This is a genomic window from Stenotrophomonas sp. (assembly GCF_050737075.1).
Lineage (GTDB): Bacteria > Pseudomonadota > Gammaproteobacteria > Xanthomonadales > Xanthomonadaceae > Stenotrophomonas.
In genome coordinates this window covers 16,935-30,295 of the sequence record NZ_JBOHXV010000006.1, presented here as the reverse complement: position 1 = coordinate 30,295, position 13,361 = coordinate 16,935, and the positions used below count along the sequence as shown (strand labels likewise).

General features: G+C 67.2%; 16 protein-coding genes and 1 tRNA gene. 7 read left to right on the top strand and 10 right to left on the bottom strand.

What is annotated here, in order from left to right:
• Positions 1-21: 21 nt before the first annotated feature.
• Complete coding sequence (locus ACREPD_RS02395) at positions 22-1,047, top strand: phosphotransferase (RefSeq protein WP_431597805.1); 1,026 nt, start codon at positions 22-24, stop codon at positions 1,045-1,047.
• Between the two features lie 7 nt (positions 1,048-1,054).
• Here the strand turns inward: ACREPD_RS02395 and ACREPD_RS02390 are convergent, their stop codons facing one another.
• From ACREPD_RS02390 to amaB, 10 genes are all read right to left on the bottom strand, one after another.
• Entirely contained in the window at positions 1,055-2,362 is a 1,308-nt protein-coding gene (locus ACREPD_RS02390) for a type II toxin-antitoxin system HipA family toxin (protein ID WP_431597804.1), read from the bottom strand.
• On the bottom strand, positions 2,359-2,706 hold the full coding sequence (locus ACREPD_RS02385; protein ID WP_431597803.1) for a helix-turn-helix domain-containing protein: 348 nt from the start codon (positions 2,704-2,706) through the stop codon (positions 2,359-2,361). The genes ACREPD_RS02390 and ACREPD_RS02385 overlap by 4 nt, the downstream gene beginning before the upstream one ends.
• Before the next feature lie 145 nt (positions 2,707-2,851).
• The gene (locus ACREPD_RS02380) at positions 2,852-3,739 is read right to left on the bottom strand and encodes a DMT family transporter (RefSeq protein WP_431597845.1); all 888 of its coding nucleotides are present in this window, start codon (positions 3,737-3,739) and stop codon (positions 2,852-2,854) included.
• 32 nt (positions 3,740-3,771) lie between these two features.
• Positions 3,772-4,821 (bottom strand): UDP-N-acetylmuramate dehydrogenase, encoded by a 1,050-nt coding sequence (gene murB, locus ACREPD_RS02375; RefSeq protein ID WP_431597802.1) that lies wholly within the window; start codon positions 4,819-4,821, stop codon positions 3,772-3,774.
• On the bottom strand, positions 4,818-5,873 hold the full coding sequence (locus ACREPD_RS02370; RefSeq protein ID WP_431597801.1) for a quinone-dependent dihydroorotate dehydrogenase: 1,056 nt from the start codon (positions 5,871-5,873) through the stop codon (positions 4,818-4,820). The genes murB and ACREPD_RS02370 overlap by 4 nt, the downstream gene beginning before the upstream one ends.
• A 9-nt stretch (positions 5,874-5,882) precedes the next feature.
• On the bottom strand, positions 5,883-6,653 hold the full coding sequence (locus tag ACREPD_RS02365) for a class I SAM-dependent methyltransferase (protein ID WP_431597800.1): 771 nt from the start codon (positions 6,651-6,653) through the stop codon (positions 5,883-5,885).
• Positions 6,654-6,660: 7 nt separating this feature from the next.
• On the bottom strand, positions 6,661-6,945 hold the full coding sequence (locus tag ACREPD_RS02360; protein WP_431597799.1) for a DUF4190 domain-containing protein: 285 nt from the start codon (positions 6,943-6,945) through the stop codon (positions 6,661-6,663).
• A gap of 89 nt (positions 6,946-7,034) precedes the next feature.
• Positions 7,035-7,352 (bottom strand): DUF4190 domain-containing protein, encoded by a 318-nt coding sequence (locus ACREPD_RS02355; protein WP_431597798.1) that lies wholly within the window; start codon positions 7,350-7,352, stop codon positions 7,035-7,037.
• Entirely contained in the window at positions 7,349-8,173 is an 825-nt protein-coding gene (locus ACREPD_RS02350) for an SDR family NAD(P)-dependent oxidoreductase (RefSeq protein WP_431597844.1), read from the bottom strand. Before ACREPD_RS02350 ends, ACREPD_RS02355 begins: the two co-directional genes overlap by 4 nt.
• Complete coding sequence (amaB, locus tag ACREPD_RS02345) at positions 8,173-9,705, bottom strand: L-piperidine-6-carboxylate dehydrogenase (protein ID WP_431597797.1); 1,533 nt, start codon at positions 9,703-9,705, stop codon at positions 8,173-8,175. The genes ACREPD_RS02350 and amaB overlap by 1 nt, the downstream gene beginning before the upstream one ends.
• A 120-nt stretch (positions 9,706-9,825) precedes the next feature.
• Between amaB and kdsA the strand changes: the two genes are divergently transcribed.
• From kdsA to ACREPD_RS02315, 6 genes are all read left to right on the top strand, one after another.
• The gene (kdsA, locus tag ACREPD_RS02340; protein WP_431597796.1) at positions 9,826-10,671 is read left to right on the top strand and encodes a 3-deoxy-8-phosphooctulonate synthase; all 846 of its coding nucleotides are present in this window, start codon (positions 9,826-9,828) and stop codon (positions 10,669-10,671) included.
• 124 nt (positions 10,672-10,795) lie between these two features.
• Positions 10,796-10,872 (top strand) — tRNA-Arg (locus tag ACREPD_RS02335).
• 153 nt (positions 10,873-11,025) lie between these two features.
• Positions 11,026-11,472, top strand: a complete 447-nt coding sequence (locus tag ACREPD_RS02330) for a hypothetical protein (RefSeq protein ID WP_431597795.1) — start codon at positions 11,026-11,028, stop codon at positions 11,470-11,472.
• Positions 11,473-11,571: 99 nt separating this feature from the next.
• Positions 11,572-11,844: a DUF2845 domain-containing protein gene (locus ACREPD_RS02325; RefSeq protein ID WP_431597794.1), complete on the top strand. Its 273-nt coding sequence runs from the start codon at positions 11,572-11,574 to the stop codon at positions 11,842-11,844.
• Between the two features lie 149 nt (positions 11,845-11,993).
• Positions 11,994-12,536: a fimbrial protein gene (locus ACREPD_RS02320; protein ID WP_431597793.1), complete on the top strand. Its 543-nt coding sequence runs from the start codon at positions 11,994-11,996 to the stop codon at positions 12,534-12,536.
• A 64-nt stretch (positions 12,537-12,600) separates the two neighbouring features.
• Positions 12,601-13,353, top strand: a complete 753-nt coding sequence (locus tag ACREPD_RS02315) for a fimbrial biogenesis chaperone (protein ID WP_431597792.1) — start codon at positions 12,601-12,603, stop codon at positions 13,351-13,353.
• Positions 13,354-13,361: the final 8 nt, after the last annotated feature.

Below are 13,361 nucleotides of genomic sequence, written 5' to 3'. Positions count from 1 at the left end.
TTCGTCTGCCATGGCGGAGTAATGCTGCATCCCCAGGAATTGTCTTCCGCACAGATTGGCGCAGTACTGGCCCAGGCCTACGGCGTGCATGCCAGCCATGTGGTGCAACGACCGGCCGGCGCCGATGCGGGGGCCACGGTGTACCAGGTCACCGCGGAGGGCGGCGCGCGCTGGTGGCTGAAGTGCCGGCGTTACGCCGTAGGCGATGCGGTCTGGCAGGTACTGCAGCACCTGCGAGGGTCGTTGGGTGTGGCCGAGGTGGCGGCACCGCAGTCCACCCTCGACGGTGCCCCGGCCATGCTCGCGGACGGCCTGCAGTGGACGCTGTTCGCCTACATCGAGGGTCAATCCGGGTTCGAGGCTGCGCTGTCGCAGGCGCAGTGGTGTCGGCTTGGGAAGGTACTGCGCCGCGTGCACGAAACGGTGTTGCCGCAGAGCTTGGCCAAGGGCCTGGCGCAGCCGGTCTTCGACGATGACACCGCAGTGGAGCGGGTAGGGGCCTGGTTGCAGCGCGGCGACAGCCACTGGCCCGTGCCGGATGCGCTGGCCGAAGACCATCTGCGTGCATGGCGGCAGCACCGGCCGCGCATCGCCGAGGTGTTGCAGCGCTGCGTGGCGCTGCGTGAGCGGCTCTCCGGGCAGCGTTGGTCGCGCGTGCTGTGCCACGGCGACCTGCATGCAGGCAACCTGCTGCTGCGCGACGACGGCGGCGTGTGCCTGATCGACTGGGACAGCATGCTGCTGGCACCGCGCGAGCGCGACCTGATGTTCATTGGTGCCGCCGTGGGTGGGCGCTGGGGACGCGATGAGCCGCCCGGCTTCCATGATGGCTACGGGCCGGTGGCGACCGACACCGCCCGCCTGGCGTACTACCGTCACTGGCGCATCCTGCATGACCTGCAGGAGTTCCACGATCTGCTGCTCGAACCGGGTGCGGCGGCGCGACCGCCCGGCCAGCGGCGGCAGGCGCTGCGCTACATGGATGAGCAGTTCGCGCCCGGCAACGTGGTCGACGCGGCCGCCCGCAGTTGGGCCGCCCTGGGCTGACCGTTGCTCAACGCAGATCGGTGCGCAGGGTAGCGCCGATCTGGTCGCGCCAGGCGGCATCGACGCCGGCGCTGTCGGCGACCTCCGGCCACAGCAGCACGCTCGCGCGCACCTGCTCGATAATGTCGCGCGCGCGGCTGGCGTTGATCGATGCGGTGGCGGCGCAGGCGGCCAGGTCCGCCCGTTCGATGCCTTGGCGCTTGCCGTTGATGGACATCTGGTGGCGCGCGGTCCAATCGCCTTCGGGGTTGTAGGCCCAGGTGATGTCGAATGCAGGCGACAGCGACCAGCGGCCCTGGCGGTCCATCAGGTAGGCGATGTTCTTGACGTGGTCATCCTGGTTGCGGCCGATCACGTTGAACACCATCCGTCGGTACTGCTCTTCCAGTTGCGCCATGGGCAGGCGCAACTGGCGCATCACCAGCAGGGCCTGTTCGTAGGACCATGCGTCGGGAGTGTTGAAATCGAAATGCGCCATCGCCGCCAGCGACTGCATGTGCAGTTTGCCGCCCTGCGCGTCGCGGTCGAAGCGCCGGGTCATGAAATGGCGCCGGCCGCCTTCCTCGAGCAGCCGGCAATCGCTGATGGTGATGCCGGCCGCGCGCGCCATCTGGAAGTAGGCGTACTCGACCGCGCCATAGCCCTTGGGGTCGGCCAGTTCCTTGTCGCGGTTGTTGCGCACGCCATCGAACTTGAGCAGCCAGTAGCCGAAGCCCGGGTCTGCGCTGGCCTGGCCCGATCGAACCTCCCCGGTGTCCTCATTCCAGGCGATCACCGCCTTGGCACGCGCGCCGCCTGCCGAGGTGCCCACCCGCAGGATGTCGCGCAGGGCATCGGCGCGCGCCTCGTCGCCGAATGAACCGCGCAGGTCGTCGCGGTGGCTGAGCACCTCGCTGGCCAATGCCACCAGGGCATCGATCTGGATCCTGTGCGCGGTACGCACGCGCGGGCCATGCACGGGTGCGAATTCCAGCGCGCCCATGCCGCGGCTGCCGGTGTAACACAGCCGCTCGACCGCGTTGAAACTGTCCGGGCTTCGCCCCTGGGTGGCCAGCCAGGCGTTGATCAGCGTGTTGCCGTATTTGTCCGGCAGTGCGTCGGCCAGCAGCCCGGGCAGGCCATGGAAGCTGGCCGGGTTGAGTGCCGGGAAGCTGAAGACCTGGCCCGCTGCCAGTGGCATCGCCAGCGGCGCCAGTTCGATGCCGGAGCGGGCGAAATCGGCGTCATAGGCGAAGTTGGCCACGCGATCGCCGTCGGCCAGATTGACCGCGCCGATGCGGCTGCCCCACAGCCGTACTTCCGCTGTGGTGTTCACTTCTCATCGCCCCAGGTCCATGGGCGCATGCTGGGTTCGGCAACGCCGGGGCGCGCGCGCTGGCGCGGCTGGCCGCGGCGCTCAAGCAGGTCGATCGGGCTCGGTGTGTCGGCGGGGAGCAGCACGTCCAGCGCATCCAGGCGCTCGAGTGCGCGCAGGCAGCGGATCAGGTTGGTGAGCTGCCCCGGGGTGCCGTCTTCCAGGCGCTGCACGGTGCGTTTGGACACCCCGGCCGCTTCGGCAAGTTGTTCCTGGGTGGTGCCGCGTGACAGTCGCAGGCGGGCCAGCCGCTGGCCGAGCTCACCCAGTACGGCCTCATCGGAACTCAGGTTTGAAATGTTCATAAAGCGACCCTCCTGGCGCCTTATGTCTCATGGCGGGTACTAGGTGTCAACACTGGCGCGTTATGGGATTAATAATTGACTCATTTAAGGCGACAGTATTGGCCATTAATCGGCAAATGAGTAGATAAGTGGACAATCGTGGCGCTTACTCGCCTGGCTTCGCGCCGGCGGTAGCGGCTTCAGAAGCGGCACGGCGCACAAGGACCGCCTCCCGATGCGCAATATAGGCGTTGGCCGCCAGGATGATGCTGGCGCCGATCACGGTCCAGCGGTCCAGCCGTTCGTCGAACAGCAGCCAGCCCAGCAGACTGACCAGCGGCAGCTGCATGAAGCTGATCGGGGTCAGCGCGGAGACTTCGCCCAGGCGCAGCGCACGCGTCCACAGCAGCTGGCCCAGCGTGCCCAGCACGCCGGTGGCCGCCAGCCATACCCAGGCCATGCCGCTGGGCTGGATCCAGCCGACCAGCGCGGGGAACAATGACAGGGGTACCCAGAACACGTAGGTGTAGAACACCACGGTGTCGGCACCGTCCACGCGGGTGAGCTGCTTGATCTGGATGGCCACCAGCGAACTGAGCACCGCCGCCAGCACGGCGACCAGCACGCCGGGCGTAAACGAGTCCGCACCGGGCCGCACGATGATCAGCACGCCGACGAAGCCGCACACCACGGCGGCCCAACGGCGTGCGCGCACCGTTTCGCCGAGGAAAAGCACGGCGGCGATGGTGACGAACAGCGGCGTGGAATACGACAGTGAGATCGCCTGCGACATCGGCAGGTGGCCGATTGCCCAGAACGCACACAGCATCGAGGCCAGGCCGATCAGGCTGCGCACGAAGTAACGCGGCAACTGCCGGGTGCGGAAGGGCGTACTGCCCGGGCGGAACAGCACCGGCAGCAGCGCCAGCAGGCCGAACGCGTTGCGGAAGAAGGCCACTTCCTGGGTCGGCACGTAGCGCGTGGCATAGCGGATGGCCACCGCCATCAACCCGAATGCCAGCGTGCTGCCCAGCATCAGCAGCGCCGCGCGCATCGGCGTCGGCGCGGGCAACGCGAGCGGTGGGTTCACCACTGCGCGCCGATCAGGCGCGGCTCCGGTTCGATCGGTACGCCGAATTTCTCCAGCACGGACGCCGAGATCCGGCGTGCCAGCGCCAGCAGTTCGGCGCCGCTGGCATTGCCATGGTTGACCAGCACCAGCGCGTGGCTGGGGGCCACGCCGGCGTCGCCGTCGCGGTAGCCCTTCCAGCCGCAGGCTTCAATCATCCACGCGGCCGACAGCTTGCGGTGGCTGTCCTTGTCGGCTGGATACACCGGCAGTTCGGGGAAGTGCTGCAGCAACACCTCCACCTGTTCCAGCGGCAGCACCGGGTTCTTGAAGAAACTGCCGGCGTTGCCGAGCACGTCCGGATCCGGCAGTTTGCGCCGGCGGATGGCGATCACCGCATTGGCCACGTCGGCGGCCACCGGCAGCTCCACGCCCATCGCCTGCATTTCCTCGGCGATGCCCGCATACCCCAGGCGCAGGTCATGCAGCAGCGGCAGGCGCAGTTCGATGGCCGTGATCAGGTAGCGGTCCGCGGCGTGCTTGAAGATGCTGTCGCGGTAGCCGAACGCACAGCCCTCGGCGTCGAAACGCACCCACTCACCGGTGTCGCGGTCCCACGCATCCACCGCCTGGATGAATTCGTCGACCTGGACCCCGTAGGCGCCGATGTTCTGGATGGGCGCGGCACCTGCGGTGCCGGGAATCAACGCCAGGTTCTCCAGCCCGGACAGGCCGTTCTGCAGCGACGACATCACCAGCCCATGCCAGCTCACGCCGGCACCGGCGCGGACCACGGTGTGGTCGGCGCGGTGCTCGAGTTCCTCGATCTCGCGGTTGGCGAACACCAGCACGGTGCCGGGCACGTCGTCGGCAATCAGCACGTTGCTGCCGCTGCCCAGCACCAGCAGCGGGCCGCGTGCCACGTGGGGCAGGGCCAGCACGTCGGGCAGCAGGGTGGGGTCGTGCAGTTCGAGCAGTTGTGCGGCAGTGGCGTCCACGTGGAAGGTGTTGAGTTCCTTCAGCGAGGCGTTTTCAGTCAGGATCCAGGCGGGCATTGCGTTACTCATAGGGGGGCCACCGCACCGCGGCTGGGCGACTCGCGACGTCGACGGATCGCTTCGACGCAGTCATGCACCAGGGCCGGCCCACGGAAGATCAGGCCGCTGTAGCACTGCACCAGTGCAGCGCCGGCCGCCATCTTGGCGACGGCGTCGGCGCCGGACTGGATGCCGCCCACGCCGATCAACGGCATGGATTCGGGCAGGCGCGCGCGCAGGCGGCGCAGTACCAGGGTGGACTGGCCCAGCAGCGGCGCGCCGGACAAGCCGCCGGCTTCGCTGGCCAGCCGGTCGCTGGCGACCGCACTGCGGTCGATGGTGGTGTTGGTGGCGATCACGCCGTCCACCTTCAGCTCGCCGAGCACGCGCGCGGCCGCGTCGATGTCGCGGTCGCTCAGGTCCGGCGCCACCTTCACCAGCATCGGCACGCGTTTGCCATGCTGGGCCGCAAGCGCCTCCTGGCTTTCGCGCAGCTGCGAGACCAGCTGGCGCAGCGCGGTTTCTTCCTGCAGCTCGCGCAGGCCGGCGGTGTTGGGCGAGGAAATGTTGACGGTGATGTAATCGGCCAGCGGATACACCTTCTGCAGGCAATGCTGGTAGTCGTCGAACGCCTGCTCGTTGGGGGTGTCCTTGTTCTTGCCGATGTTGATGCCAAGCAGCCCGCCGTTGCGCCGGGCGCGTTCGACGTTGCGCACCAGTGCATCCACGCCCAGGTTGTTGAAACCCATGCGGTTGATGATGGCCTGGTGTGCGGGCAGCCGGAACAGGCGCGGCTTCGGATTGCCTTCCTGGGGGCGCGGGGTGACGGTGCCGATCTCGACGAAACCGAAGCCCAGCGCGAACAGCGCATCGATGTGCTCGCCGTTCTTGTCCAGCCCGGCGGCCAGGCCGACGGGATTGGGGAAGCTCAGGCCGAAGGCATTGGTGGGCAGCGGAGCAGGGCGGCGCGCCACCAGCGGAGTGGTGCCGGTGCGATAGGCGAGATCCAGGGCACTCAGGCCCAGGCCGTGGGCGCGCTCGGCATCCAGGGAAAACAGGAAGGGTCGTGCAAGCGAGTACATGGCGTCCGGTCAGTCCAGCGTGCCGACGAAGGCACGGGTTTGATATTCAAAAGCGATCTTGCCGTCCACCGCATGCGCGTCGAACAGCTGCTGCAGCGCCTCCAGCATCGGCGCGTGGCGGGGGTGGTCCGGTGGCGGCGCGTAGGAGGACGACAGCAGGCGGCCGCGCAGGCCGTCGGCGTCCATCCACTGGGTATTGGGGAACTGCGCGATGCCGCGCAGGCCGGCGCCGAACCAGGCGCGCATGGCATCGTCGTCCTGGTAGCGCTCGGCCACCTCGGTGTAGTCGGTGCCGAACTCCAGCAGCAGCTGCTCATAGCCGATCAGGAACGGTGAGGCATCGAGCAGGCGCGAGTTCCAGAACACCAGGGCCAGTCCGCCCGGATGCAGGATGCGCGCCCATTCACGGCGCACGGCGGCGGTGTCGAACCAGTGGAATGCCTGTGCGGCGGCGACCAGGCCCACGCTGTCATCGGCCAGCGTGGTGGACTCGGCGGTACCGTCCACCAGCTTCAGGCGCAGGTATTGCCGGGCCAGCAACGCCTCGGCGGCTTCGCGCATGGGTGCGTTGGGCTCCACCGCGATCACCGGGTGGCCGGTGGCCAGGAACAGCCGCGTGGAAATGCCGGTGCCGGCACCGACGTCGGCCACCAGGGTTTCGGTGGGCACGCCGATCTCGTGATGCAGCCAGTCCAGCAGCGCCGGTGGATAGTCGGGGCGGTAGCGTACGTAGTCCGCCACGCGGTTGCTGAAACGTTCGGTTGCGTCCGATCCGCTCATGGGCACCTCACGATTGCAGGGAAACGAACCAGGCCAGGCCGCCGAAGAACAGCACGATGGCCAGCACCGCCAGCAGGCTGCCGATCACCACCACCCAGCCCATGATGAGGCCGGCCAATGCCAGGCCGTCGCCTTCCAGTTCCAGCGGGCGGCGACGGATCTCGGTGCGGGCCATGTGCCCGGTGAAGATGGCTACCACGCTGCCCAGGAACGGCAGGGCGGTCCAGCCAAGGATGCCGGCGATCAGGCTGATCAACGCCATGGCGCTGGTTTGACGGGGGGGCGGGTTCATCGGGTCCTCCGTTGCGGGCTGCTCATGATAGAGCGTATACGCCGGTTTGGCCCACCGGCCCTCGAGCGCGGGAGTGGCCGCACCGTCGCCTAGTTCGATTTCAGCAGGATCGCGTTGCCCAGCACGCGCAGCAGCTCTTTCAGCCAGGGAATGAACCAGTACACCATGGCAAGGGTGCCCAGCACCCAGGCCGCCAGCCCGATCCAGCCCACCGCTATCGCAGGCAGTGCCATGTCATCGTAGCGGAGGCGGTAGCTGCGCCGCCGGAGGTGGGAACGGGCAAGGTGTCCCGTGACGATGGCAACCAGTGAGCCCACGAACGGGAGCAGGAAGAAGCCGAGCAAGGCAGCGTTCAAGCTCACCAGGGCAAGGGTGTTTCGGGTGGGAAGGGGCGGGGGTGCACTCATCCCATCAGGACCTGGCCGCCATCGACGTTCAGGGTGTGCCCGGTAATCCAGCGCGCCAGCGGCGAGCACAGGAACAGGGCAGCGTCGGCGATTTCCTGCGGGTGCCCGAAGCGGCCGAACGGGATTTTGGCCAGCGTCCCGTGATACAGCGCCGGGTCCTGCTCGCGCCGGCGTGCCCACAGCCCGTCCTCGAACTCGATCGAGCCGGGGGCGATGGCGTTCACCCGTATCCGGTGCGGGGCCAGCGCCAGTGCCTGCGAGGTGGTGTAGTGCATCAGCGCCGCCTTGGCCGCGCCGTAGGGGGCGGCGCCGGGGCGCGGTTGCTGGGCGGCGATCGAGGCCAGGTTGAGGATGCAGGCATCCTCCGACTGCTTCAGCCAGGGCAGGGCGAGCCGGGAAGCGCGCACCGCAGACATGAGGTCGATGCCGAGACTGGCTTCCCAACCGGCCTCATCGTCGGTCATGCCGTAGCCGGTGGCGTTGTTGATCAGCACATCGATGCCACCCAGCGCGTCCGCCGCTTGGATCAACCAGTGTTCGATATCGTCCAGGCGCGACAGGTCGGCGATGCAGGTATGCAGCGACAGCCCTTGCGCAGCGGCGTCCTCGCTCAACGCGGCCAGGCCGGTTTCGCCGCGCGCGCAGACCGAGACACGGGCACCCGCAGCGGCAAAGGCGAGCGCCATGGCCCGGCCAATGCCCTTGCTGCCACCGGCTACCAGCACCTGGCGGCCGCTGAAATCGAGGGTGGGGCGGCGCAATGCCGCCTCACCGGATGCGTGCCGACCGTGGGCCGGCACGCCTTCGCCCGGTTCGACCATCACAGGTCGAACTTGATGCCCTGGGCCAGCGGCAGCGAATCGGAGTAGTTGATGGTGTTGGTCTGGCGGCGCATGTAGACCTTCCATGCGTCCGAACCGGACTCGCGACCACCGCCGGTGTCCTTCTCGCCACCGAACGCACCGCCGATCTCCGCACCGGAAGTGCCGATGTTGACGTTGGCGATGCCGCAGTCCGAACCGGCCGCCGACAGGAAGCGCTCGGCAGTTTTCAGGTTGGTGGTGAAGATCGACGAGGACAGGCCCTGCGGCACGCCGTTCTGCATGTCGATGGCTTCGTCCAGCGTGCTGTACTTCATCACGTACAGGATCGGCGCGAAGGTTTCGTGCTGCACCACTTCGTCGCTGTTCTTCAGGCCGGTCACGATCGCCGGCAGCACGAAGTTGCCGGCGCGGTCGATGCGGGTACCGCCGGTTTCAATGGTGCCGCCGCTGGCCTTGGCCTTCGCGATGGAGGCCAGGAACTGCTGCACGGCGCCGTCGCTGTTGAGCGGGCCCATCAGGTTGGCCGGGTCGGTCGGATCGCCGATCTTGCCTTCCACCTGCTTGTACGCCTTGATCAGCGTGGCCAGCACGTCGTCGTAGACCGAGGCGTGCACGATCAGCCGGCGCGTGGTGGTGCAGCGCTGGCCGGCGGTGCCGACCGCACCGAACACGATGCCCGGAACGGCCAGTTTCAGGTCGGCGGTCTCGTCCAGGATGATCGCGTTGTTGCCGCCCAGCTCCAGCAGGCAGCGGCCCAGGCGATGGGCGACCTTCTCGGCGACCTGGCGGCCGACCTGGGTCGAACCGGTGAAGCTGATCAGCGGCACGCGCTTGTCGGCCACCATCTTCTGCGACAGCTCGGTGCCGGCGTCGTTGATCAGGAAGAAGATGTCCGGGAAGCCGGCATCGCGCAGGGCGTCGTTGCAGATCTTCATCGACGCGATGGCGGTCAGCGGGGTCTTGTTGGACGGCTTCCACAGGCACACATCGCCGCAGATCGCGGCCAGGAACGAATTCCACGCCCACACGGCGACCGGGAAGTTGAACGCGCTGATGATGCCGACCAGGCCCAGCGGCTGATACTGCTCGTACATGCGGTGGCCGGGGCGCTCGGAGTGCATCGTGTAGCCGTAGAGCATGCGGCTCTGGCCCACGGCGAAGTCGGCGATGTCGATCATCTCCTGCACTTCGCCGTCGCCCTCGGGCTTGCTCTTGCCCATTTCCAGTGCGACCAGCGAACCCAGCGCATCCTTGTTGGCGCGCAGCGCTTCGCCACACAGGCGCACGGCTTCGCCACGGCGCGGCGCCGGGGTGGTGCGCCAGACCTTGAAGGCCTCCTGGGCGCGGGCCACGATGGTTTCGTAGTCGGCGTCGGTGGTGGCATACACCTGGGCGATCGGCTCACCGGTGGTCGGGTTGACCGGGGTGATCACGCCGGCGTCGGTGGCAGTGGACCACTCGCCGTTTCCGAGGTAGGTGCCAGCGTTGGTCGCGTCGAGGCCGAGCGCCTTGAGCAGGTCAGAGGACATGCAAACTCCTGTTGCGAATCAAAAAAAGGGCGCAGCCGCTGGCAGGGTGGGGGTGCGGCATGCAGAACGCTTATTCTAACCCGGTAGAATGGACACCATTGTTCGCCCCCAGGAATCTGAATGAACGTTACCGTTGCAGAAGGTGTGGTCGTCGGGAACCGTCTCCCGTTCGTGCTGTTTGGCGGCCTGAACGTGCTCGAAGACCTGGACTCGACCCTGCATGCGGCCGAGCACTTCACCACGGTGACCGCCAAACTGGGCATCCCGTACGTGTTCAAGGCCTCGTTCGACAAGGCCAACCGCTCCTCGATCAAGTCGTTCCGTGGCGTTGGCCTGGACGAAGGGCTGCGCATCTTCGAGGAGGTCAAGCGCCGCTTCGGTGTGCCGGTGATCACCGACGTGCATGAGGTGGCCCAGGCCGCCCCGGTGGCCCAAGTGGTCGACGTGCTGCAGATTCCGGCCTTCCTGGCCCGCCAGACCGACCTGGTGGTGGCGATCGCGCAGACCGGCCGCGCGGTCAATATCAAGAAGCCGCAGTTCCTCAGCCCCACGCAGATCACGCACATCGTGTCCAAGATCCGCGAAGCGGGCAACGAGAACATCATCCTCTGCGAGCGTGGCGCGCAGTTCGGCTACGACAACCTGGTCGTGGACATGCTGGGCTTCCGCGAAATGATCGAATCCACCGGCGGCCTGCCGGCGATCTTCGACGTCACCCACAGCCTGCAGCGCCGCGACGCCGGCAGCGAGGCCTCCGGTGGCCGTCGCCGCCAGGTGGCCGAACTGGCCCGGTCGGGCATGGCCCTGGGCCTGGCCGGCCTGTTCCTGGAAGCGCACCGCGACCCGGACCACGCCCGCTGCGATGGTCCCAGCGCCCTGCCGCTGAGCGCGCTGGAGCCGTTCCTGACCCAGATCAAGGCGCTGGACGAGCTGGTCAAGGGCTTCCCGGAGCTGGACATCCGCTGAGCCGGCGCGCCCCGCGACGGCGGAATCGGCCTTGGTCCGTCCGCCGAATATAGGTATCCTTCACGGCTGCACCCATGCAATGTGGATGCGGCCATGGACCCGGCGCAACACCGGCTTCCTACATGGCCCCGTAGCTCAGCTGGATAGAGCGTCCCCCTCCTAAGGGGAAGGTCGCCCGTTCGAATCGGGCCGGGGTCACCATCGATCAGGGACTTGAGGTGCAACGTCGCCCTCGCCGAGCGATTTTTTGTAGAATCCGCGCGCTGCAGGACGCAGCGAATTGCTTGGGGCGGAAATGAAAGTGTGGTCGGTGGTTGTGGGGCAGGCGTTGTCGTCCTGGTGGGTGGGTTCTTCATGGCGCGTGATCTGTTGAGCGGCCCGGGGACGATGTCTGCGTCGGGCGATGGGCGCCCTGCAAGAGAGTTGACGTTTACGATGCCCGGTGGCGGGACAGAGACCCTGCGTTTTCAGCCAGATACGCCGGAGGCCGCCACTGCCGCCGCTGCCCGCGTGGCCGCCTTTGAAAGACGGTGGAACGACCTGGCCGACACCATTCGCACTACGCCTCGTGACAGATTGGCGGCCCCCGTGGCGGACCAGCAGGCGCTGGCGCGCGAAGGAAAACGCATCGAGCTGACCGAATGCCTTGAGCCGGGTCGCGTATTCTGGTCGGCCGCGCTGGATGCCGAGGTTGCGTTTGTCGGGTCGCTCATCGCTGGCCGCCGCGACTCGCAGTCCCTTGCGGCAGAAGTGAGCCGGAACTTCGAGAACTGGAAGAAGGTAGAGGTCGCCTGCCGGTAACCCGCCTCCTGCAACGAGGTCGAACATTCTCCAGCGCATCCACGCACCCTGTGGCAAAGTCGCAGGGCAGCACACCCACCCATGATGAAGGAGAGGGCGATGAACAGGATGTTGTCGACGTTGGTGCTTTGCCTGGCCGCGGGTACGGCGATGGCCGGCGGCAGCGTGCGATTTGGCAATCAACTGGTGAACTCGGGCGACTCGGCGGGCAAGGTGACGCAGGTGGCCGGCAAGCCAGATCGGGTCGTCCAGCTGGAAAGTGAGTACAGCGGGAATATCGGCGAGCGCTGGGAGTATTACCAGCCGCGCAAGACCATCCAGGTGACATTCCGTGATGGGAAGGTCACCGACGTGCGCGAGCTCTTCAACTGAGCCGGCCGCAGGGCGCGTCTTGCCAGGGGGGCGACAAAATGACGCAGGCCGTGAGTGCAAATTGTTGTAGTTTTTAAGGATTGCCTGAGATACGGGGGCGGGGTTCGTCGGCAGAATGCCGCCGTTCCCCCAACCAACGAGAGCAGATCGTGAAAATGCAGTTGACCCTCATCGGTGTCGCCCTGGCATCGGTACTCAGCGCTCCGGCCTTTGCGGCAAACACCATTACCTTCAGCGGCGAGGTCACCGACCAGACCTGTTCGGCCGTGGTCAACGGCGGCACCGACCCTGTCGTGGTGCTCGACAGTGTCCCGCTGGCCGACCTGGACGGCGCCGTCGGCAAGTCCGCTGGCGAAAGCGCTTTCACGCTGACCCTGACCGGCTGCGCGGCCCCGGCCACTGCCGCTGAGCACTTCACGACCCTGTTCCAGGCCACCAACGCCACCGCAGGCGGCAACATGACCAACACCGCCGCCGCGGGTGCCAGCGGCGTTGCGCTGCAGCTGCTCGACGGCGTGGGCGGTGCCCGGGTGCGGCTCGGGGGCGGTCCAGTGTCCGCAGGCGACATCGTGCTCGCCACCGGGCAGACCAGCGCCAGCCACGACTATGCCGTGCAGTACATCTCTGAAGCCGCCACCGTGACCCCGGGTCCGGTGCTGGGCTCGGTGACCTACACCATCCGCTACGAATAGCGGCGGCCGGGGCAGCGCAACGCGCTGCCCCCTTCGTGCCGCTGAATCGCAAGAGGTAAACCACATGAGCATCCTCACACGATGCTGGCGGGTCGCTGCAACGGCCTCGCTGGTCGTGCTTCCGTCGCTGTGCGCCCCCTCGGCACAGGCCAGCGTCGTTGTCACCGGAACGCGAGTGATCTATCCCGCCGACGCACGTGAAGTGACCGTGCGCCTCACCAACCAGGACAACTTCCCCAACGCGGTGCAGGCCTGGATCGATGTCGATGATCCTGCGTCCACCCCGGCCGATGCCGATGCGCCGTTCGTGGTCAATCCCGCGATCTCCCGGTTGGCACCGGGCAGCGGGCAGCGCCTGCGGATCATGTTCACGGGCGCGGCACTGCCGCAGGATCGCGAATCGCTGTTCCATCTCAACGTGCTGCAGATCCCGCCGATGAACGCGAGTACGGCCGATCGGAACCAGATGCTGCTGCTCATGCGCAATCGCCTGAAGCTGTTCTACCGGCCGCAGGGAATGGCAGGCAGCCCCGAGCAGCTGGCCGAACGCCTGCAGTTCGTGCTGGTCCCGTCCGGGCAGCAGTGGCACGTGCGCGTGGACAACCCCACCGGCTTTCATGCGTCCTTCGGTGGCGCCACGCTCCGCATTGGCGAACAGCAGTGGACGTTGAAGGCCGCCATGGTGGCGCCGAAGAGCAGTGCGCAATGGGTGCCCCAATCGCCGTCGGCGCTTCCGGGAGGCGAACCTGTCCTCCAGGCGCAACTGATCAACGATTACGGCGCGCGTCTGGACCTTCGCCATGTACTGCCGCGCTGACCGCCATG

Coding starts and splice junctions, on each gene's coding strand:
- kdsA (WP_431597796.1), top strand. CDS start 9,826: ATGAACGTTACCGTTGCAGAAGGTGTGGTCGTCGGGAACCGTCTCCCG.
- amaB (WP_431597797.1), bottom strand. CDS start 9,705: ATGTCCTCTGACCTGCTCAAGGCGCTCGGCCTCGACGCGACCAACGCT.
- ACREPD_RS02365 (WP_431597800.1), bottom strand. CDS start 6,653: ATGAGCGGATCGGACGCAACCGAACGTTTCAGCAACCGCGTGGCGGAC.
- ACREPD_RS02385 (WP_431597803.1), bottom strand. CDS start 2,706: ATGAACATTTCAAACCTGAGTTCCGATGAGGCCGTACTGGGTGAGCTC.
- murB (WP_431597802.1), bottom strand. CDS start 4,821: ATGAGTAACGCAATGCCCGCCTGGATCCTGACTGAAAACGCCTCGCTG.
- ACREPD_RS02325 (WP_431597794.1), top strand. CDS start 11,572: ATGAACAGGATGTTGTCGACGTTGGTGCTTTGCCTGGCCGCGGGTACG.
- ACREPD_RS02395 (WP_431597805.1), top strand. CDS start 22: ATGCTGCATCCCCAGGAATTGTCTTCCGCACAGATTGGCGCAGTACTG.
- ACREPD_RS02355 (WP_431597798.1), bottom strand. CDS start 7,352: ATGAGTGCACCCCCGCCCCTTCCCACCCGAAACACCCTTGCCCTGGTG.
- ACREPD_RS02330 (WP_431597795.1), top strand. CDS start 11,026: ATGGCGCGTGATCTGTTGAGCGGCCCGGGGACGATGTCTGCGTCGGGC.
- ACREPD_RS02350 (WP_431597844.1), bottom strand. CDS start 8,173: ATGGTCGAACCGGGCGAAGGCGTGCCGGCCCACGGTCGGCACGCATCC.
- ACREPD_RS02370 (WP_431597801.1), bottom strand. CDS start 5,873: ATGTACTCGCTTGCACGACCCTTCCTGTTTTCCCTGGATGCCGAGCGC.
- ACREPD_RS02315 (WP_431597792.1), top strand. CDS start 12,601: ATGAGCATCCTCACACGATGCTGGCGGGTCGCTGCAACGGCCTCGCTG.
- ACREPD_RS02360 (WP_431597799.1), bottom strand. CDS start 6,945: ATGAACCCGCCCCCCCGTCAAACCAGCGCCATGGCGTTGATCAGCCTG.
- ACREPD_RS02380 (WP_431597845.1), bottom strand. CDS start 3,739: ATGCGCGCGGCGCTGCTGATGCTGGGCAGCACGCTGGCATTCGGGTTG.